The sequence below is a fragment of the Exiguobacterium sp. UBA3491 genome (assembly GCF_002377745.1).
GTDB lineage: Bacteria > Bacillota > Bacilli > Exiguobacteriales > Exiguobacteriaceae > Exiguobacterium_A.
The window spans coordinates 169,424-190,136 of sequence record NZ_DFQK01000021.1; the positions used below are offsets into that span (position 1 = coordinate 169,424).

The following is a 20,713-nucleotide window of genomic DNA, read 5'->3' on the forward strand; positions in this document are numbered from 1 at the left end:
AAGGTAAGGGAAAGAGAGTGAAATGGCACTCTCTTTTTCTATGTTAACGCTTACATTATGAAATTATGGAAAACTTTATGGAAAATAACGTGTATCCTATGTTATTGTATTTTACATAAAGAATGGAATGATAAATATAATTTGGAAAAGTGAATTCATATATAGGAGATGATTACGTGATTAAAGTGAAAAAGGCAGTAATTCCAGCTGCTGGTCTTGGAACTCGATTTTTACCAGCCACTAAAGCGATGCCAAAAGAAATGTTACCGATTGTGGATAAACCAACGATTCAATATATCATTGAAGAAGCAATTGAGTCAGGAATTGAAGATATTCTGATTATCACAGGTAAAGGGAAACGATCCATTGAAGATCATTTTGATTCCGTACCAGAGCTTGAGGCGAACTTGATTTCAAAAAATAAATCCGAATTGCTGTATTTAGTCGAAGAAACGACAAAAATTAATATTCATTTCATCCGTCAATCAAAACCAAAAGGTCTTGGGGATGCGATTCTTCAGGCAAAAGCGTTTGTTGGCAACGAGCCGTTCGTCGTTATGCTTGGGGACGACATCGTTCAGGCAGAAGTACCTTGTACACGACAATTGATTGAGCAGTATGAAATCACGAATAGTTCGATTATTGGTGTTCAGCCAGTACCAGACAAAGATACGAATCGTTATGGCATCGTCGATCCAAGTACAAGCGTCTCAGCGCAGTTACATAAAGTAAAATCTTTCGTCGAAAAGCCAGCACCTGGAACTGCTCCATCGAATTTAGCGATTTTAGGACGTTATCTACTAACGCCAGAAATCTTTAAATATCTAGAAACGCAAGATGTGGGTTCTGGTGGTGAGATTCAATTGACTGATGCAATTACACGTTTAAATGAAATGCAGCGAGTCTTTGCTTATGAATTCGATGGAAAACGCTATGATGTTGGAGAGAAATTAGGATTTATTCGTACGACACTTGAGTTTGCATTGAATCGTGAAGATTTAGGTGAGGAAGTTCGGGAAATGATGTACGAACTATTACAAGAGAAGCTTTCAGTAGCTGAATAATCATTTGGAGGGATAGGTGTGAATGATTCGTCCTTGATTAAAGAAGAAACTGCTATTACGACGCTTGAAAATCCAGACTCTGGCATCGCAAATGTTGAAAATATTCAATACAGTGAAGTTCCAGATACGTTTGTCGTCACACCTGTCGCACTTGACGAATCTAAATACTACTTAGTATTGAAACGTACGTTTGATATTATTTGCTCTTTTTTAGGAATACTCGTTTTGTCACCGTTACTCATCATTCTTGCAATCATCATAAAAATGGAAGATCGTAAAGCCTCGATTTTCTTTGCACAAGATCGAGTAGGGTTGAATGGAAAGAGATTTCGGATGTATAAATTTCGATCGATGGTATCTGATGCGGAAGAACGATTAAATAATCTGTTACAGCATAATGAGATTGCAGGAGCAATGTTTAAAATGTCGAACGATCCACGCGTAACGAAAGTGGGTCGTTTTATACGGAAAACAAGTCTAGATGAACTTCCTCAACTGTGGAATGTATTGTTAGGTGATATGTCTTTAGTAGGTCCAAGACCACCTTTGCCTAGAGAAGTCGCTGAGTATACTTCATATGATTTACAGCGATTAAGCGTGACTCCAGGATGTACTGGATTGTGGCAAGTGAGTGGTAGAAGTAACATTGGGTTTAAAGAGATGGTAGACTTGGACATTTTATATATTAAGTCACGCACATTCATGATGGATTTAAAAATCATCATTAAAACAGTCGGCGTGATGGTTGGTTCAAAAGACGCCTATTAAACGTAAAGGACGACATACTTATGAATAAAGATGCGAAAATTTACATTGCAGGACATCGTGGTTTAGTTGGTTCTGCTATTCATCGGAAATTAATGAAGGATGGTTATATGAACTTAGTCGTACGGACTAGTAAAGAGCTTGATTTACGCGATAAAGAACAAGTAGATCGTTTCTTTAAAGAAGAAAAACCTGAATTTGTCTTCGTTGCAGCTGCTAAAGTAGGGGGAATTGTTGCTAACAATGAATTTCCTGCCGACTTCATCCGTGACAATTTGATGATTCAAACGAATGTGATTGACGCTTCGTATCGAAATCAGGTTGAAAAATTATTATTCCTTGGTAGTACTTGTATCTATCCTAAATTAGCACCGCAACCGCTAAAAGAAGAGTATTTATTAACTGGTCCACTTGAACCGACAAATGATGCTTACGCATTAGCGAAGATTGCTGGAATCAAAATGTGTCAATCCTATAATAAACAGTATGGAACAAATTATATTTCAGCGATGCCGACAAACCTGTACGGTGAAAATGATAATTTCGATCTTCAATCTTCTCACGTCATGCCAGCTTTGATTCGGAAGTTCCATGAAGCGAAATTGTCGAACCAATCGTCAGTTGAAGTATGGGGAACAGGTACACCGAAGCGTGAGTTCCTCTATTCAGATGATTTAGCAGATGCCTGCGTATACTTAATGAATCATTACAATGAAGATGAAATCATCAACATTGGAGTAGGCGAAGACGTATCAATTAAAGAACTTGCTGAAACGGTGCAACGGGTGGTTGGCTTCGAAGGTGAATTGAAATTTGATACGACAAAGCCAGATGGTACACCACGTAAATTAGTTGATACGACGAAAATCAATCAACTGGGCTGGACAGCGAAGGTGGAGTTAGAAGATGGAATTCGTAAAGCGTATGATTGGTTCTTAAATAACACAGACAAACTAGAAAAAGTTTAATTCGAGGAGCGAAAAACATGAAAAAAGCATTAATTACAGGTGTTACAGGTCAAGACGGATCGTATTTAGCAGAATTTTTACTTGGAATGGATTATGAAGTGCATGGTGTCATTCGTCGTAGTTCTTCTTATAACCAAGAGCGATTAGAAGACGTCATGAATGAGAATGAAGCGGAATCAATGTACAACAATGAAAACTTTCACCTTCATTATGGAGATATTACAGATACATCAAACGTTATTCGATTGATTAGCGAAATCAAACCTGATGAAATCTACAATTTGGCAGCACAATCGCACGTTCGTGTATCATTTGACGTACCAGAATACACGGCTGACGTCGATGCAGTCGGAACATTACGAATTTTAGAAGCTGTTAAAATCCTTGGTCTTACTGAAACAACACGTATTTATCAAGCATCAACTTCAGAGCTCTACGGGAAAGTTCAAGAAGTACCTCAATCAGAAACGACACCATTTTACCCACGTTCACCATATGGTGTCGCTAAGATGTATGGTTTCTGGATCACGAAAAACTATCGTGAATCGTATAACATGTTTGCTGTAAACGGGATTCTCTTCAACCATGAATCAGAACGTCGGGGTGAAACATTCGTTACTCGTAAAATCTCGCTTGCAGCAGCACGTATCGCACAAGGAAAACAAAAAGAATTAAAACTAGGTAATCTTGATTCGCTTCGCGACTGGGGATATGCAAAAGACTATGTTGAATGCATGTGGTTAATGTTGCAACATGATAAACCAGAAGACTTCGTTATTGCGACTGGTGAAATGCATACGGTTCGCGAGTTTGTTGAACTGGCATTCAAACATGCAGGTATTGATGTAGAGTGGACTGGAACAGGTGTAGATGAAAAAGGATATAACAAAGCGACAAATGAATTAATCGTATCTGTAGATCCGAAATTCTTCCGTCCGGCAGAAGTAGAGCAACTATTAGGTACACCAGAAAAAGCGAAGAGTATTTTAGGATGGAATCCTACTAAGACATCGTTTGAAAAACTTGTAGAAATTATGGTTAAGCATGATTTAGATAAGGTTTCAAAAGAAGCAGAAAAGGTTAGAATGTTTGATTAAAAAATTATCTTATCAAAAAATAAAAGTTAAGGATTTTGACTCTTAACTTTTATTTTTTATGCAAGGGAGAAGCCATGAAAAAAAATCTAATGATGGTGGTTCAAAAATTTTATCCTTCAGGAGCAGAAGCATTGGTTAAAAGCCTCACTCCAGCAATGAGTGAGAACTACAATCTACATATTGTCTCAATGTTAAATAATGAAAATAAAAAAGAAGAGCATGATTATATAAAATATCTAGAAAAATACAATGTTAAATATCATATCATTAATGAAACAAGTCATTTCAACAGAATTAAAGAGTTATCAAAATATATGATATATAACGAAATTCAAATTATACATTCACATTCTTATTTCCCAAACATGTATGCGAGACTAGCTAGTATAGGTAAAAAAGTACAAAAAATTGTTACTTATCATAGTGCAAGTAATGATTGGAATAACCGTAAACTTCAGTGGATGGAGAGGTTTTTAGATTTTTATACAGACGAAAGAATCGCTGTTTCTAATGTGCCTGTGAAACATTATAAAAAATATATTTCTAAAAAAAATAAAGTACATGTTATTCCTAATGGTATACATATTTCTGAGAACCAAAGCTTTAAGACTATACAAGAATTTAGATCGAGAAATAACATTAATGAAGATGAATTGTTATTTATCAATGTGGGAAGAATTACGCCGCAAAAAAATCAAGGTATGTTAATTGAATTGATGAAAGAATTAAAACAAAGTAGTATTTTTAATTTAAAATTTAAACTTTATATTATTGGATATAAAGAATCAGATTTGTTATGGAATGAGTATGAGCGAAAGATAAAAGAATACGGTTTACAAGACATGGTTATCTTGTACGGATCTTCAAGCGAAGTGACTTTATTTATGCAAAGTGCAGATTTGTTTTTATTTCCGTCTTTAGACGAAGCGCACCCTATCGCACTCATTGAAGCTTGTTCAAATAATCTATTAACTATCGCAAGCAATATAAGTGCCAATAAACAAACATTTAGTAATGACGAAATTTTTCTTGAAGACAATAAAAAAGTGGATGATTGGAAAATTCTAATAGAAAAAATCTACATTGAAAAATCATTTGATACAAAAGAAATGAGAAATATTGCAAAAGAAAAAGTAAAAAGATCGTACACTATTCAAGAAAACGCGAAAAAATATATAGAATTATACAGTAAGTAAAAAGGATGTTAACAATGCTTAACCTAAAAAAAATTGACCAGGGTCATATAATATGGGTTATCTCTAATCAAGGTATCTTACGAATTTTAGTAGCTTTAAAGTTTTTAGTGATCGCAAGATTTTTTGGACCACAGGCAATGGGGGAGTTTGCACTTATTCTTTTAATAATTGCATTTGCTGAATCAGTCACGGAATTCGGTTTTAATTATTCAATTGTAAGTAAAAAAGAAAGAGTGACAAGTCAACAATTGGATTTAGTTTGGACTATTTCTATTCTAAGAGGAATAGTTATATGCATATTAATAATTGTAACGTCATATTTTTATTTAGATTTTTCAAATCAATTAGATATATTTAGTAGTTGCTTGATTATTTCAATGGTTCCAATAATTAAATCTATGATAAATCCAGAAAATTTTATTGCATATAGAAATAAAATTTTCAAAAAAATTTTTTTGTGGAATTTAATAGCTACAGTTTTTGATATTGTGCTATCAACTGCAACTGTTTACTATACTAAATCACTTTTTTATTTAGCTGTAATTATGTTGGTAAGTGAACTAATACGATGCTTATCATCTTTTTATTTCTTCAAAGGGAAAAGAAGATTAAGCTTTAAATTTCATTATATTGCTGACGAATTGAACTACGGTAAGTGGATTTGGAAAAGCAGTATAGTTACATATCTAGTTAATCAATTAGACAAGTTTGTAATACCTATATTAATGGGCAATTCCGCTTTTGGGGGTTATCAAGCTACAAATAAACTAGCACAATTTGGGTTATCCGATTTCTCGCAATTTGTAAACATGTACTTTTTCCCACATATTGCAGAAAAAAAACGGCAAAGCAATAAACAGCTACGTTCATATGTAAAAAAAATTTATATGATATGTTCTATTCTAGTTATTCCGAGCGCGATAATTCTGATTATATTTTCCGGTCAAATTATTACCTTAACTATAGGAGATCAATATTTAAAGTATAGAACTGTATACATAATTCATGTGCTTAGTATGACGTTTGGAGTGTATATGGCAATAAATGTAACGATTTCAAGAGCCATAGGTGTACCAGAGATTATTACGAAAATTTGTTACATTCAATTGGCTATTTTAGCGACACTTCTCTTTTTAGTTTATATTTTCAAAGGATCGATTTTAACTATTGCTAGTTCGTTCTTTATATCATTATTTGTTAGTGTATTTTATATAGTATTTCTACTATCTAAAAAATTAAAAAAGGGGTAATATTTTGAAAATCTATCTTTTTGATAATATTATCGATGGTCATCATAAAAAATACAATGATGCTGTTTTTGGTCTTGCAACTTCTCAACAAGAATTTGATTTGATTAATTGTTATTCTAATCCAACAAGAAAATCCAAAAATAGAATATATAATGAATTTTTAAAACTAAAACAAATTTCAAAGTTAGTTTTTAAGCTGAAAAAAAATGATGTACTTCACTTTTTATATGTAGACAATATGATTTTAGCTTTATTTGTGTTTTATAGATTAAAGATAATAAACAAAAAAACAACTATTTCTGGTACTCTTCATTGGTCAACGAACAATAAATTTAAAAAAATAATGTTACGTTATATGCTTAAAAATAATTTAAATTTAGTGTGTCATTCAGGTTATATTCTGGACCAACAAAAACAAATTTATAATGGGAAAAATAATTTTTTAAAAGAGATAAGATATCCTTATTTTCCTTATGTATCTAATGAAAAAGAATCTAATGAATTAAGCAAAACAATACAAGAAAAGTTAGACAAAACAGATATGATTAAAATTTTGTATTTTGGAGGTACGAGATTAGATAAAGGTGTAGATATTCTTTTGGAGTCATTAAAGTATGTAGATAACCCGAAGGTTTCATTTTTCATTATTGGAAATGAAGAAAAATTCGATAAATCTTTTATTGAAAACTGTGTAAAAAATTTAAAAAGTGATATCAATATACATTTAAGTTATGTAAATGAAACTACAGCATCATATATTTTTAGTAAAATTGACTATACTGTTTTGCCATATAGAAGATTTTTTTCAGGAGAGAGTGGTCCACTAATAGATTCTCTCGCAAATAAAGTAAAGGTTATAGCACCGGACACTCCTGTTTTCAAGAAAAATAACGAAGGTATTAAAGATGTGATTTTTTATAGTTCAGAAAATCCGATCGATCTAGGTAGAACTTTGAATAATTTGGAACATTACACAAAAAATGATAGTGAAAAAGAATATTATTACCAAAGGTTAGATTTGAATACATTTAAAAAAAATTATCAAGAATATTTTAAATTATTTTTAGGAGAAAAATTATGAATATTGCATTTTTTACAAATTTAAGAGCTCCATATAGAACCTTACAATTAAATGAATATGTAAGAGACTCTAAAAAAAATATAGACGTATTCTACACTGATGATTTTAAAAAAAATAGAAAGTGGGAAACGGGAAAAGCTAAATTTAGAGAGTATGATTTAAGAAAAAATGGAATTATAAACTATTTAAGGTTGTATAAAACCATAAAAGATTATGATATAATAATAATTGGTGGTTATTATAAATTTGTGTATATATTTGTGTCGTTATTTTCTAAATTATTAGGTAAATCATGTATTCTTCTTTTTGATGGAATTAGTACTGACCGACTGAATATTAAAGAAAAAAAAGCAAAGTTTATTCTAAAAAGCTTGATTGTAAAGAATAGTGATTACATATTAGGGAATGGAGAAATAAGTAAAAGATATTTCCGAGAAAAGTTCAAATATCCTGAAGAACGAATTTTCAACCAATATTTAAGTGTCGATATTGATTTGATCAAAGAATTAAGTTCTATTAAAAATATTAAGCAAGCTGATTTGAAAAAGAAAATGAATATAGAAGTTGACAAAAGAGTTATTATTTATTCTGGAAGATTGGTTGAAATTAAAAATGTTGATCTCATTGTAGAAGCTTTGAATAAAAATCAATTTAAAAATTCAATTCATCTTTTAATTGTTGGCGGAGGAGAATTAGAAAAGAATATTAAGGAAAAATGTTTTAAATATGGAATAAGTGTTACAATTACTGGTTTTTTGTCGAAACAAGAAGAAGTTTTTAATTATTATAATATGGGAGATTTGTTCATACTTCCTTCTAAAATAGAGCCTTGGGGTTTAGTCGTTCAAGAAGCTATGGCAGCAGGTTTGCCAATTCTTGTATCTAAAACTAGTGGATGTGCATTAGATTTTGTGAAAGAAGGTATAAATGGTTTTTCTTTCGATCCAAATTCTTCATTAGATTTAAATAAAAAAATCACAAAAATGTTTTCTGATGATTCAATATTGGACAAAATGTCAAAGGAATCAGTGATGATTGCTGAAAATTGGACGTTCCAAAAATCAAATAAGGAATTAAATAAAGTAATACATCTAGTTAAAAAAAGTAAGGAGCTCTTATGAAAAAAGTAATGGTAATTGGTCAACTTCCTCCCCCGATCCATGGTTTATCGTTAGCATTAAAAACATTTATTGAATCAAATAAAGTAAAGAAAAAATTCACAGTTGATACTATTAATTTAACTAATAACGGAAAGATTATAAGAAATTGCATTAACATATTAAAAAGCGATGCTGATTTGTATTATTTCACTATCTCGCAAACTAAATTAGGTAATTTAAGAGATATGCTTATTATTTTTTTAATTAGTTTAATAAAAAGAAAAAAGGTCATTATTCATTATCATGGTGGATATTACAAAAAATTGTATCAACAGTTTAATATATTACAGAAAAAAGTTAATAAATTTTTATTGAATAAAGTAGAAAAAATAATTGTTTTGAGCGAAAACTTAAGTGATTTATTTGAGGATGTAGTCTCTAAAAGTAAAATTGTAATATGTGAAAATTGTATTCAAGATCAACTACTACCTAGTGAGCAAGAATTTAACGAGCAGCTTAAAAGTAATGGAAAATCGAAAGAATTAAATGTGCTATACCTTAGTAACTTTATTAAATCAAAAGGATATTTAGACGTATTAGAGGCAGCAAAAAAATTAAAAAATAAAAAAATTAACTTTTATTTTGCCGGGAAATTTTTTGATGAAGTAGAGAAAAAAAATTTTCTTGATGATATTCAAAAGAATAAATTAAGTAATGTTATTTATTATGATGGTATTTACGGAGAAGATAAAAGAAATATATTACTTCAATCAGACATTTTTGTACTACCTACTGTATATCCCAAAGAAGGTCAACCAATTTCCATTTTAGAAGCTATGGGAAACATGAATGTAATTATCTCTACAAACCATGCAGGTATACCGGACATTTTAAAAAAAGAAAATGGATACCTAATAGATGTTAATAATTCAGATATTAGTGAAGCTATTGTGAAAAAGATACAATATTACTCGGAGAATCATGATATAGTTCAACAAATCAAAATTAATAATTATAAATATACAAAAGAAAAATTTTCAGAACAAGTATATGTAGATAAACTGATAGGAATAATTGAGGATGTGAATTAAGTGTATTTAGACGAATACAATCAGGATGACTTTGATAGAGGTAAAAGCGGTTTATATATTTTTCTATGGTGGTTCATTCAAGGTACTGTATTTAAATATTCGCTTCATAATATGTACGGATGGAGAAGGTTTTTACTAAGGATATTTGGAGCTAAGATTGGAAAAAATGTAAAAGTACGTTCTAGCGCTAAATTTACTTACCCATGGAAAATCTCGATTGGAGATTACTCTTGGGTTGGTGATGAAGCTACACTATATAGTCTCGATAAAATAATTATAGGTAATAATTGCGTTGTTTCTCAAAAAGCGTATTTATGTACAGGTTCCCATGATTATAGTTCTAAGACATTTGATTTAATAACCTCTCCTATTATAGTTGAAGATTTTTCTTGGATTTCTACTGATGTATTTATTCATCCGGGTGTAACAGTTAAGCGGAATTCGATCGTTGGTGCAAGAAGTAATCTCACAAAAAATACAAAAGAAAATTCTGTAAACATCGGGAATCCCGCAAAATTTATCAAGTATAGATATTCAGAGGTGTAGAAATGATATTTAGATCTGTGCAATCTTTTTGTATTTTTGTGTTTTTATCCATAGGATTTCCATACATGATTTATTCGGGAGAAGATTTAATTAAGAATAACTTTGATTTAAGTTTTTTCTTATCGTTTTGTATTATTATATACTCTTCAGTTAAGTTATCTAATTTAACATTAAAAGGTGAAAATAGACTTATTGAGATGACATTTTGGCTATTTGTTTATGTTTGGCTTGGAATAACTTCATTAGGTCACTCACTATTAAGAGTTTTTGCTTGGAATACTAACTACTCTTCAGACGAAATAGTTAGAGTTCAGTTACTAATTATATGTTCATTGATTTTTTATGAACTAGGAATGAAATTAAATTTTAAAAAAAATAGTAAGAAATTCAATGAAGAGAAAAAAAATAAAAAAACAATCAAAATGAATTTCTCAAGTATATTTTTATTATTTTTATTGTTTTTTTGTATTTCTATGCTAATGATTTTTCTTAGTGGTGGTCTTTACTCACTATTTTCTACAAGGTTTGAGCAGGGTTTAAGAGAAAGTGATTCATTAAAATCAATGAATTTAATTATGGATAGTTTAAAAAAAACACCCATTTTTTCATTGTTAGTATACGTTATAATCGAATTTAAAAATAAAAAATACAACCCTTCAGATAAAAATAAATTTTTACTTTTGATCATAATAATGTTTTTTATAAATATAATTATAAGCAACCCTATCGCTAACCCTAGATTTTGGTTTGGTGCAGTATTTCTAACATTACTTTTAATATCTTTTAAATGGAAAAAAATATACATGGGGATTTATATATTTTTCTTATCGCTCATTCTTACTGTAGTATTCCCTTATATGGATACATTTAGGGTGTCTTTAGAAAGCAAGCTAACGAAACAAAATGTTGCTTACCTTTTACTAGTGAAGGGCGACTATGATGCTTTTCAACAAATAATGAATGCACTTAGAGTGGTAGAATTAAAAGGATTTACATTTGGAGAACAGTTGCTTGGAGTAATCTTTTTTTGGTTCCCTAGATCATTATGGGAAGGAAAACCGATTAGTACAGGAGCTTTTGTGGGGGAAAATTTAAATTATTTATTTACTAATTTCTCATCTCCATTATGGGCTGAATTTTATATTAATTTTGGCGTTATAGGCGTAATGATTATGTTTTTCTTTTATGGGAAATTGACATATTTCATGCAAAATAAAATGTTAATTAAATCCAATTTGAGTTTTTACATGATTTCTTATTTTTTTGCTGCATATCAAATATTCTTTTTAAGAGGAGATTTATTAAATGCAGTTGCATATCTCACACCATTTATTGTCGTAACTATAATTATTAATAAAGTCCTGAATGTGGAAAGGAAAACATATGAAGAAAAAAATAGTATTCGTAATTAACTATTTTTACCCTGATTACGCATCAACGGGTCAGTTGATGACTGAATTGTGCATGCATATAAAAAATGATTTCGAAGTCACTGTCATCGCAGCTCAACCTGGATATAGTCCTGATACTTATTCAGGAAAGAAATCTAAACAGAAAATTGAAACGGAATTTTGGAATGGAATAAAAGTAGTTCGTGTTCAACTTCCTCAGGTAAACAAACGTTCAAAAATAAGTCGAATGAAATATATTTTGCAATATTTTATTTTAGCAAATATTGCATTGTTGAAAGAGAAAAACGTGGATTTGATTTATACAATTTCACAACCACCAGTTTTAGGTGGTTTGATTGGAACGATAGGAAAGTTTTTAAAACGTACAAAACATGTATACAACATTCAAGACTTTAATCCTGAGCAGGCTGCTGCTGTAAACTATACCGGTGGAACGATACATAACATTGCAAAGCACATCGATAAGTTAAATTGTAGTTATTCTGATCATATCATTTTGGTAGGAAATGATATGAAGAAGACGTTAGAAAATCGATTCGGAAAAAGGCATCAACTCGCTCACAGTGTTATAAATAACTGGACAGATGAAAACGAAATCATTCCCTTGTCTAAAAATGAATCGGATGTATCAGAGTTTCTAAAAGAACATAATTTAGAGGGTAAATTCATCATCATGTATTCCGGAAACCTAGGGTTGTATTATGACTTAGAAAATTTGATTAAAATTTCTTCAGATTTCCAACAGATACAAGATATTCACTTTCTGTACATTGGAGAAGGTGCATCTAAAAAAGAAATGCAAGACTATGTCTCTCAACAAAATTTAAAAAATGTCACGTTTTTACCGTATCAACCTAAAGATTTCATTAAATACTCTTTAAATGTGGCAGACGTTCATCTTGTTGTAAATCAAAAAGGTATAAAAGGTGTTTCTGTTCCTAGTAAAATATACGGTGTCATGGCAGCTGGTAAACCTATTCTTGGAGTTCTTGAACGGGGAAGCGAAGCGGAATTCTTGATTTCAACCAGTAACTCAGGATTGGTATCGGAACCGCAAGAATACCAAAAATTTGCTGAAAACATTAAATCTATCTATGAGTTGACTCAAGAAGAACGCCATGCAATGGGAATGCGTGGTCGCCAATATCTTGATCAACATTTGAGAAAAGAATTATCACTGAATAAATATAAAGAAACTTTAACAACTATTATTAACAACTAATAATATAGAAAAGAGGAAGCGTGATATGAAACTTGTTCTACTATCGGGAGGATCGGGTAAACGACTGTGGCCTCTTTCGAACGATACTCGTTCGAAACAATTTTTGAAAGTGCTTGAAAGCCAAAAATTACAGGAACAGTCAATGGTTCAACGTGTCTGGGGACAACTTGAATCTACAGGTTTATCGAATGATGCGATGGTTGCGACTTCTAAAATGCAACGAGATATGATTCATGCTCAAATTGGTGAGAACGTTCCGTTAATCATTGAACCTGAGCGTCGTGACACATATCCTGCGATTGCCCTTGCTACAAGTTATCTATACTCTGTACAAAATATAGATGAGAATGAAGTGGTTGTCGTTTTACCGGTCGACCCTTATGTAGATGATCAATTTTTTGAACAGGTCAAAGTGCTAGAAAAAACGCTAATCTCTACGGATGCTGACTTAGCATTAATGGGTGTGAAACCAACTTATCCTTCTTCGAAATACGGTTATATGGTACCTACAAAGAATTCGGCTATTTTTAATAATCATATCCAAGTCCAAAAGTTCACAGAAAAACCTTCTGAAGAAGATGCGGCTGCATTAATTGAGTCAGGAGCCCTTTGGAATTGTGGTGTATTTGCTTTTCGTTTAGGCTATTTACTGAAAACACTCGAAGAAAATAATCTGCCTTTAAATTATCAAGAACTACTAGATATGTATGCGACACTACCTAAAATCAGTTTTGATTATGCTGTAGTTGAAAAAACTACAAACATCGTCGCAGTGCCTTACGACGGCTACTGGAAAGATCTTGGGACGTGGAATACGCTGACAGAAGAGATGGCAACGTCTCAAATTGGTAAAGGTATCATTTCAGAAGATAGTAAAAATACTCATCTCATAAATGAACTAGACATTCCTGTGACAGTAATTGGAGTAAAAAATCTAGTTATTGCGGCCAGCCCTGACGGGATTTTGGTGTCTGAAAAAGAGGCTAGTCCGAAAATCAAAGATTATATCGGACAATATGATCAACCGCCAATGTATGAAGAACGAATGTGGGGTTGGACCCGCACTCTTGACTACGCAAAATACGATGAACAAAAAGAAATGGTCACGAAACGTATTTGTATCTATGCTGGACGTAATTCTTCGTATCATCGTCATATCCTGAGAGATGAAGTGTGGACGATTGTTCGAGGCGAAGGAGACTTAGCAGTAGATGGACGTATCACTCGAGTTAAAGCAGGTGACATCGTTCACTTGCCAGCTGGTAAGGAACACGGTATTTATGCACTTTCTGAATTAGAGTTTATTGAGGTACAGACAGGTCTTGAGATTACAGAAGAGGACTTTGTACGTATCCATTATAAGTGGTCAGATGTTCTCTCTTGCTTCAATCAATCCGAATCTCGCGTGATTTACTAATTCTTTTATTGGGGAGAGAACTTATGCTTCTCCCCAGTTTTTGTTTGGAGGAAATATATGAACATTGCCTATTATATTTCAGATTACGGATATGGGCATGCTACACGTAGCATTGCAATCATTCGAGAATTATTGAAAAGAAATCCGAAGATGGTGATTACCATCTGTCATAGCTTTGCTAGTGAGTTATTAATAAAATCCTTTGATGACAATCGGGTGACTCTCCGCGTTGTACCGACGGATGTTGGGTACGTCTTGAATTTAGATACTTTAGAACTAGATTTTGAAAAAATGGGAAAAATCTATGACGAGTATTTATATTTTCGTCCTCAAAAAATCCAAGACGAAATAATTTTTTTAAAGCAAAATCAAATATCTTGTGTCATATCAGATATTTACTCAAATGCGATTGAAGCAGCTGATGAATTAAATATCTTGAGTATCGGTATATCGAACTTCTTGTGGAGCGATGTTTATGAAAACGTGATTGAAGAGTCTAAGCTCAAGGTGATGAAGAGAGCGTACAGTAAAATGAGTTATTTTCTTCAGCTAGAAGGTAGTATCAACTCGACTAATACATACGATTACTTTTCGCGTGCAATAAATAAAGAAGAAGTGAGAAGAATAAAGAGTGAGTTAAAGACTTCTCCTACAGATACAATCATTTTTTATGGACTAGGAATGAAAATCGACCACAGTCATCAATTAAGCAATAAATCTTTCCTATGGTCGAATGAAAATTGTAAGTTTATTGTTTCTTCTCATATAGATGTTAATCATCCAAATGTATTCAAAATACCCGATGACTATATAGAAACACAAAATTATATAGCAGCTGCTGATTTTACTATGACTAAACCAGGATGGAGTACGGTAAGTGAGGCATTGTGTGGAAAGAGTAGGATACTTCTTTTAGATCGAGCATCATTTATTGAAGATCAAGTTACTATGAATAAATTGAAATCCAAAAATTATTGTAAATCATTTTCGATAGAAGAGTTGTCACAAGTAACCTTTAATTCAGCTGTAGTCAGCCAATGGAAAGACACGATTCAAATTAAATCTACTAATGAGGGACTCAATCGGTTAATTAATGATTTGCAAGAAAAAATTAAAGAGGTGAAAAAATGATACTTGTAGTTGGCGGAGCAGGCTATATAGGTAGTCATGTAGTGAAGGAGCTTTTAAACCAAAATAAAAAAGTGATCGTTTTAGATAACCTATCAACAGGATTCCTCTCTGCTGTGGATTCTCGCGCTATTTTTATTAAAGGTGAGCTCGGAAATACAAATACTCTGAAAGAAATTTTTAATGAGTATACGGTATCGGCAGTCATGCATTTTGCGGCAAATAGTCTAGTTGGAGAATCAGTTATTAATCCAATTAAATACTATTTGAATAATGTAAGTGCCACTTTAAACTTATTATCGATAATGGATGCTTATCAAATTAAAAACTTTGTGTTTTCCTCTACTGCAGCAACATATGGTCTAGTCGAAGAATCAATTATTACTGAAAGTACGACTGTTCAACCAATTAATCCTTATGGTCATTCAAAATTGATGGTCGAGCAAATACTATCTGATTTACATAAAGCGAATGGATTGAACTATGTAACGTTAAGGTATTTCAATGCCGCAGGATCTCATCCCGATCAGACAATTGGAGAAAATCACGATCCTGAAACACATCTTATTCCAATCGTGTTACAACATCTGAATGGAAGAAGAGATCAAATAACTGTCTACGGTCAAGATTATGATACACCTGATGGAACCTGCATTCGAGACTACATTCACGTGTGTGATTTGACGGATGCTCATATTTTAGCGTTAGAAGCTCTTTTAGATAATACAGTCACAAGTGAAACTTATAACTTAGGCAACGGTCAAGGTTATTCTGTCAAAGAAATCATTCAAAGTGCTGAAAAAATAACGGGTAACCGAGCTCAAGTTGAATTAGGCCTTCGACGTGAAGGGGACCCAGCGCAATTAGTAGCTAGCTCTAAAAAGATACAAGACGCATTAGGCTGGACTCCTAAATATTCATTAGATGACATTATACAGCATGCTTGGAACTACGAAGTGAAAACTCACTAATCTACTGTACATAAGGAGAAGACATGATACTAAAATTAGAACCCATTTTTCAAGAACGTATTTGGGGAAGTCAACGACTTAAAGAAGAGTTTGATTATGAAATTCCTCACGGTACGATTGGTGAATGCTGGGGAATTTCGGCGCATCAAAATGGCGAAAATACAATTAATAATGGTCCTTATTCGGGGCATACATTATCTGAACTCTGGGCAAACTATCGTCAAGAACTGTTTGGTGACTTTACTCATGAAACATTTCCTCTACTCGTTAAAATACTGGATGCTACAGACGATTTGTCTGTACAAGTTCATCCGAATGACGAACAAGCATATAGCTTAGAAGGAGAGCGTTTTGGTAAGACAGAATGTTGGTATGTGCTTGAGGCTGAACCAGGTGCGGAATTAATTCTTGGTCATACTGCTCAGACAAGAGCAGAATTAGAAGTTGCTGTTGCTAACGAAAAATGGTCTGATTTGCTAAAAAGACAACCTGTTAAGAAAGGTGATTTTGTTTTTGTCGAAAGTGGAACGATTCACGCAATTGGCAAAGGAATCATGATTCTTGAGACGCAACAATCTTGTGACACTACGTATCGTGTATACGACTTTGATCGAACAGATGATAAGGGTGATAAACGAGAACTTCATTTAGAGAAAGCACTTGCTGTGACAACGGTTCCTGATATCCCAGTGCTTGCGCAACCTACTAAGAAGTCGGTTCATGCTGGAACGATTCGTACTCTCGTTCAATCACCGGAATTTGATGTGTATCACCATCATGTGAGCAAGGGATACTCATATCCAAAACGCAATCAATTCTCATTAATAACGATTATTGAAGGTGTAGGCGTTTTAACAACTGATGATGAGTCACTAGAAGTAAAAAAAGGTGATCATTTAATCGTTACTAGGGAGACGAGTGACGTTATCGTTGCTTCTGGAAAAATGGAGTGGATTACAAGTGAAATCGGTCGTAAATATTGATCACGTATGATGGAGGAAAGTATGAACTATCTTGAAAAGGCACAACAATGGAATACATATAACAATCTTGATTCTGAATTGAAAGCAGAACTGAATAACATCCTAAATCAACCAACAGAATTAGAAGAGCGCTTTTATAAAGCACTAGAGTTTGGAACGGGCGGGATGCGTGGCGAACTAGGAGTCGGTACAAATCGCTTGAATATCTACACCGTTCGTAAAGCAATCGATGGACTTGCTCGTTATATCGTTGAGCAAGGTGAAGAAGCAATGCAACGTGGAGTAGTCGTTGCGTATGATTCGCGTCACAAATCAGCAGAGTTTGCGATGGAAATTGCTCAAGTGCTAGGACATTACAATATTAAATCGTATGTTTTCGACGCGTTACGTCCGACGCCAGAGTTATCCTTCTCGATTCGTTATCTGAATACATTTGCAGGCATTGTCATCACGGCAAGTCATAATCCACCTGAGTATAATGGAATTAAGATTTATGCAGAAGATGGTGGACAAATGCCGCTTGAGATGGCGGAAATCATCACATCGTATATCAGCCAGGTTGAGAATGAATTAGTGATTCCGTATGTGGAATACGAAACGCTTTTGAAAACCGGTTTGTTGCAAATGATTGGTGAAGAGTTTGATCGAGCATATCTAGCTGCACTTGATACACTTCAATTGCGAAAAGTTACAAAGGCAGATATGAAAATCGTATTTACTCCACTTCACGGAACAGCGCACCATCTTGTTCCAGAAGGTCTAAAACGATTTGGTTTTAAGAATGTCATTCTGGTAACAGAGCAGATGACTCCAGATCCAGAATTCTCTACTGTCGATTCGCCGAATCCAGAAGAGCATGTTGCTTTTGAATATGCGATTCGTTATGGAAAAGAACATGATGCGGATGTATTACTCGCAACTGATCCAGATGCAGATCGACTTGGTGTTGCTGTGAAGAACGCTAAAGGACAATATGAAGTATTAACAGGAAATCAAACGGGCGCATTGATGTTACATTATATCTTGGAACAGAAAAAGCGAGCAGGCAATCTTCCTGTGGATGGTGCTGTCTTAAAAACGATTGTTACTTCTGAGATTGGTCGTACAATTGCTACTGATTATGGTATGGAGACAATTGATACATTAACGGGATTCAAATTCATCGGAGAACAGATTAAACAATTTGAAAAACAATCTTCAAATACGTTCTTGTTTGGTTATGAAGAAAGCTATGGCTATCTGATTAAAGAATTCGTTCGTGATAAAGATGCTGTTCAAGCCGCTGTATTTATTGCAGAAGTCGCATCATATTATCATGAACAAGGAATGACATTGTATGATGCCTTACTTAACTTAATGAAACAATACGGGTACTACCAAGAAGATCTCATCTCATTGACGTTAAAAGGTAAAGATGGTGCAACGCAAATTCAAGAAATAATGGAACAAGTCCGACAAGCACCCATGAATGAAATTGCAGGTAAGAGAGTCGTGATGATTGAGGACTATCTATTAAGTCAAAGCATCGATTTTAAAACGAAAGAAACCACTCATATCAACTTGCCGACATCGAACGTATTGAAGATACACTTAGAAGGTGAGGCATGGATTACACTTCGCCCTTCTGGTACAGAGCCTAAAATTAAGTTCTATTTTAGCGTAAAAGAACAGGACCTTGTATCAAGCATCGAGACACTTGATAAACTAAAAAAAGAATTCATGAGTATCATGAATGGTGTGACGATATAAATAAAGGAGTGTAAAGTACATGAAAATCACGGTAGCAGGAACAGGATACGTTGGTCTATCGATGGCAGTATTACTTGCCTAGCATAATGAAGTCACATCGATTGATATTATTAAAGAACGGGTTGAAATGGTTAACAACCGTAAATCACCAATCGTTGACGCAGAAATTGAAAACTTCCTTCAACATAAGGAATTGAATTTACACGCGACGACGGATAACTTCGAAGCTTATAAAGAAGCAGAATTTGTCGTTATCGCGACTCCGACAGATTATGATCCAGTACGCAATTATTTCAACACACGGACAGTCGAAAGTGTAGTCGCAACGGTACTTGCGATTAATCCGGATGCGACGATGATTATCAAATCAACGGTACCTGTAGGTTATACACAGGAGTTAAAAGAAAAATTTGATACGCCGAACATTGTCTTCTCACCAGAGTTCTTGCGTGAAGGACAAGCATTGCATGACAACCTGTATCCATCGCGTATCGTTGTTGGTGAACGGTCAGAGCGTGCGCAACAATTCGCTGATTTATTACTGCAAGGTGCAGTGAAGAAAGACGTTCCTGTCTTGTTGACTGACTCGACGGAAGCAGAAGCGATCAAGCTCTTCTCGAACACCTACCTTGCGATGCGTGTCGCGTTCTTCAATGAACTTGATACATATGCGGAAGTACGAAATTTAGATACGAAGCAAATCATTGAAGGTGTCGGTCTCGATAGCCGGATTGGGAATCACTATAACAATCCGTCGTTCGGATACGGTGGATACTGCTTACCGAAAGATACGAAGCAGCTACTTGCGAACTATGAGGATGTTCCGAACAACATCATCGGAGCAATCGTCGAAGCAAACCGGACACGGAAAGACTACATTGCGGATACGATCATCAGACAAAATCCAAAAGTCGTCGGTGTCTATCGTTTGACGATGAAGACAGATTCGGATAACTTCCGCGCCTCATCAATCCAAGGCATCATGAAACGGATCAAAGCAAAAGGCATCGAAGTGACAGTCTTCGAACCAGTCTTGACGGAAGACACATTCTATAACTCACGCGTCATCCGTGATTTGAAAGCATTCAAACAAGAATCGGATATCATCCTTTCGAACCGGATGCATCCAGAGTTGAGTGATGTGGAAGAAAAGGTTTATACACGAGATTTGTATAGTAGAGACTAATATGCGTGTATATTCGAGAAATTTCAAAATAGGGGTTCAGATCGTACAGGAAAAACGTACAGGATTCTGAACCTCTATCTTATATAACATAAATTTTATAGTTTTAAATTTAGATTATTGTATTAAGATATTTAAAAGGTGATCAAGTATTTCTTTCTAAAATAGGTTAATAGGAATAAATTAACTTATAATGGGAAAGTGTGTACTTTGTAATTTGGGGGTAATCATGAAGAGCAACACGATTCAATCAGAGCATACTATGCTATTTATTCACTTTTATTATTTTTAGAATGTTAATTATTTCATTAGAAGGAGTTACAAATTAGTATTTATTCTTAACATTTAAAAGATTCAATGGGAAGTGAATAAAAAAATATTATGCTGACAATAGCCTAGTTTCTAAAAAAACGATTTCTTCAGTAAAAGATTTATATGTATTTTTATGATGAATGGAAGCAATTTGTATCGATTGGCAGGCATCATTTCA

The 20,713-nt window shown here is 33.5% G+C and carries 17 protein-coding genes and 1 pseudogene; all 18 read left to right on the plus strand.

The features are described from left to right. The first annotated feature begins 179 nt into the window (after positions 1-179). The 18 genes and pseudogenes from galU (at position 180) to B4F99_RS07915 (ending at position 20,226) form a co-directional block, all read left to right on the plus strand. A complete protein-coding gene (gene galU / locus B4F99_RS07830; protein ID WP_290756859.1) occupies positions 180-1,064 on the plus strand; it encodes a UTP--glucose-1-phosphate uridylyltransferase GalU in 885 nt (294 codons plus the stop codon). A gap of 102 nt (positions 1,065-1,166) precedes the next feature. Beyond that, entirely contained in the window at positions 1,167-1,832 is a 666-nt protein-coding gene (locus tag B4F99_RS07835) for a sugar transferase (protein ID WP_290756861.1), read from the plus strand. 20 nt (positions 1,833-1,852) lie between these two features. Then, a complete protein-coding gene (gene fcl, locus B4F99_RS07840; RefSeq protein ID WP_290756509.1) occupies positions 1,853-2,797 on the plus strand; it encodes a GDP-L-fucose synthase in 945 nt (314 codons plus the stop codon). Between the two features lie 17 nt (positions 2,798-2,814). Beyond that, positions 2,815-3,894, plus strand: coding sequence for a GDP-mannose 4,6-dehydratase (gene gmd / locus B4F99_RS07845; RefSeq protein ID WP_290756512.1), 1,080 nt, complete (start codon positions 2,815-2,817; stop codon positions 3,892-3,894). Between the two features lie 74 nt (positions 3,895-3,968). Further along, positions 3,969-5,090 (plus strand): glycosyltransferase family 4 protein, encoded by a 1,122-nt coding sequence (locus tag B4F99_RS07850; protein ID WP_290756515.1) that lies wholly within the window; start codon positions 3,969-3,971, stop codon positions 5,088-5,090. Positions 5,091-5,104: 14 nt separating this feature from the next. Continuing rightward, positions 5,105-6,340, plus strand: a complete 1,236-nt coding sequence (locus B4F99_RS07855) for an oligosaccharide flippase family protein (protein WP_290756518.1) — start codon at positions 5,105-5,107, stop codon at positions 6,338-6,340. A 4-nt stretch (positions 6,341-6,344) separates the two neighbouring features. Further along, complete coding sequence (locus tag B4F99_RS07860) at positions 6,345-7,421, plus strand: glycosyltransferase (protein ID WP_290756521.1); 1,077 nt, start codon at positions 6,345-6,347, stop codon at positions 7,419-7,421. After that, a complete protein-coding gene (locus B4F99_RS07865; RefSeq protein WP_290756524.1) occupies positions 7,418-8,542 on the plus strand; it encodes a glycosyltransferase family 4 protein in 1,125 nt (374 codons plus the stop codon). The genes B4F99_RS07860 and B4F99_RS07865 overlap by 4 nt, the downstream gene beginning before the upstream one ends. Continuing rightward, positions 8,539-9,612, plus strand: coding sequence for a glycosyltransferase family 4 protein (locus tag B4F99_RS07870; protein ID WP_290756527.1), 1,074 nt, complete (start codon positions 8,539-8,541; stop codon positions 9,610-9,612). The genes B4F99_RS07865 and B4F99_RS07870 overlap by 4 nt, the downstream gene beginning before the upstream one ends. Next, positions 9,613-10,158, plus strand: coding sequence for a putative colanic acid biosynthesis acetyltransferase (locus B4F99_RS07875; RefSeq protein ID WP_290756530.1), 546 nt, complete (start codon positions 9,613-9,615; stop codon positions 10,156-10,158). A 65-nt stretch (positions 10,159-10,223) separates the two neighbouring features. Continuing rightward, positions 10,224-11,570 (plus strand): O-antigen polymerase, encoded by a 1,347-nt coding sequence (locus B4F99_RS07880; RefSeq protein WP_396209385.1) that lies wholly within the window; start codon positions 10,224-10,226, stop codon positions 11,568-11,570. Continuing rightward, a complete protein-coding gene (locus B4F99_RS07885) occupies positions 11,542-12,792 on the plus strand; it encodes a glycosyltransferase family 4 protein (RefSeq protein WP_290756536.1) in 1,251 nt (416 codons plus the stop codon). The genes B4F99_RS07880 and B4F99_RS07885 overlap by 29 nt, the downstream gene beginning before the upstream one ends. Positions 12,793-12,817: 25 nt before the next feature. After that, positions 12,818-14,209 carry a sugar phosphate nucleotidyltransferase gene (locus tag B4F99_RS07890; protein ID WP_290756539.1) on the plus strand — a complete coding sequence of 464 codons (1,392 nt, stop codon included), beginning with the start codon at positions 12,818-12,820 and terminating at the stop codon, positions 14,207-14,209. Positions 14,210-14,266: 57 nt separating this feature from the next. Continuing rightward, entirely contained in the window at positions 14,267-15,340 is a 1,074-nt protein-coding gene (locus B4F99_RS07895; protein ID WP_290756542.1) for a hypothetical protein, read from the plus strand. Continuing rightward, positions 15,337-16,308 (plus strand): UDP-glucose 4-epimerase GalE, encoded by a 972-nt coding sequence (galE, locus tag B4F99_RS07900; RefSeq protein ID WP_290756545.1) that lies wholly within the window; start codon positions 15,337-15,339, stop codon positions 16,306-16,308. Before B4F99_RS07895 ends, galE begins: the two co-directional genes overlap by 4 nt. A 23-nt stretch (positions 16,309-16,331) precedes the next feature. Then, positions 16,332-17,291, plus strand: coding sequence for a mannose-6-phosphate isomerase, class I (gene manA / locus B4F99_RS07905; RefSeq protein ID WP_290756548.1), 960 nt, complete (start codon positions 16,332-16,334; stop codon positions 17,289-17,291). Positions 17,292-17,312: 21 nt separating this feature from the next. After that, positions 17,313-19,040, plus strand: a complete 1,728-nt coding sequence (locus B4F99_RS07910; RefSeq protein ID WP_290756552.1) for a phospho-sugar mutase — start codon at positions 17,313-17,315, stop codon at positions 19,038-19,040. A 19-nt stretch (positions 19,041-19,059) separates the two neighbouring features. Further along, positions 19,060-20,226, plus strand: a pseudogene (locus B4F99_RS07915) (nucleotide sugar dehydrogenase). The last annotated feature ends 487 nt before the right edge of the window (positions 20,227-20,713 follow it).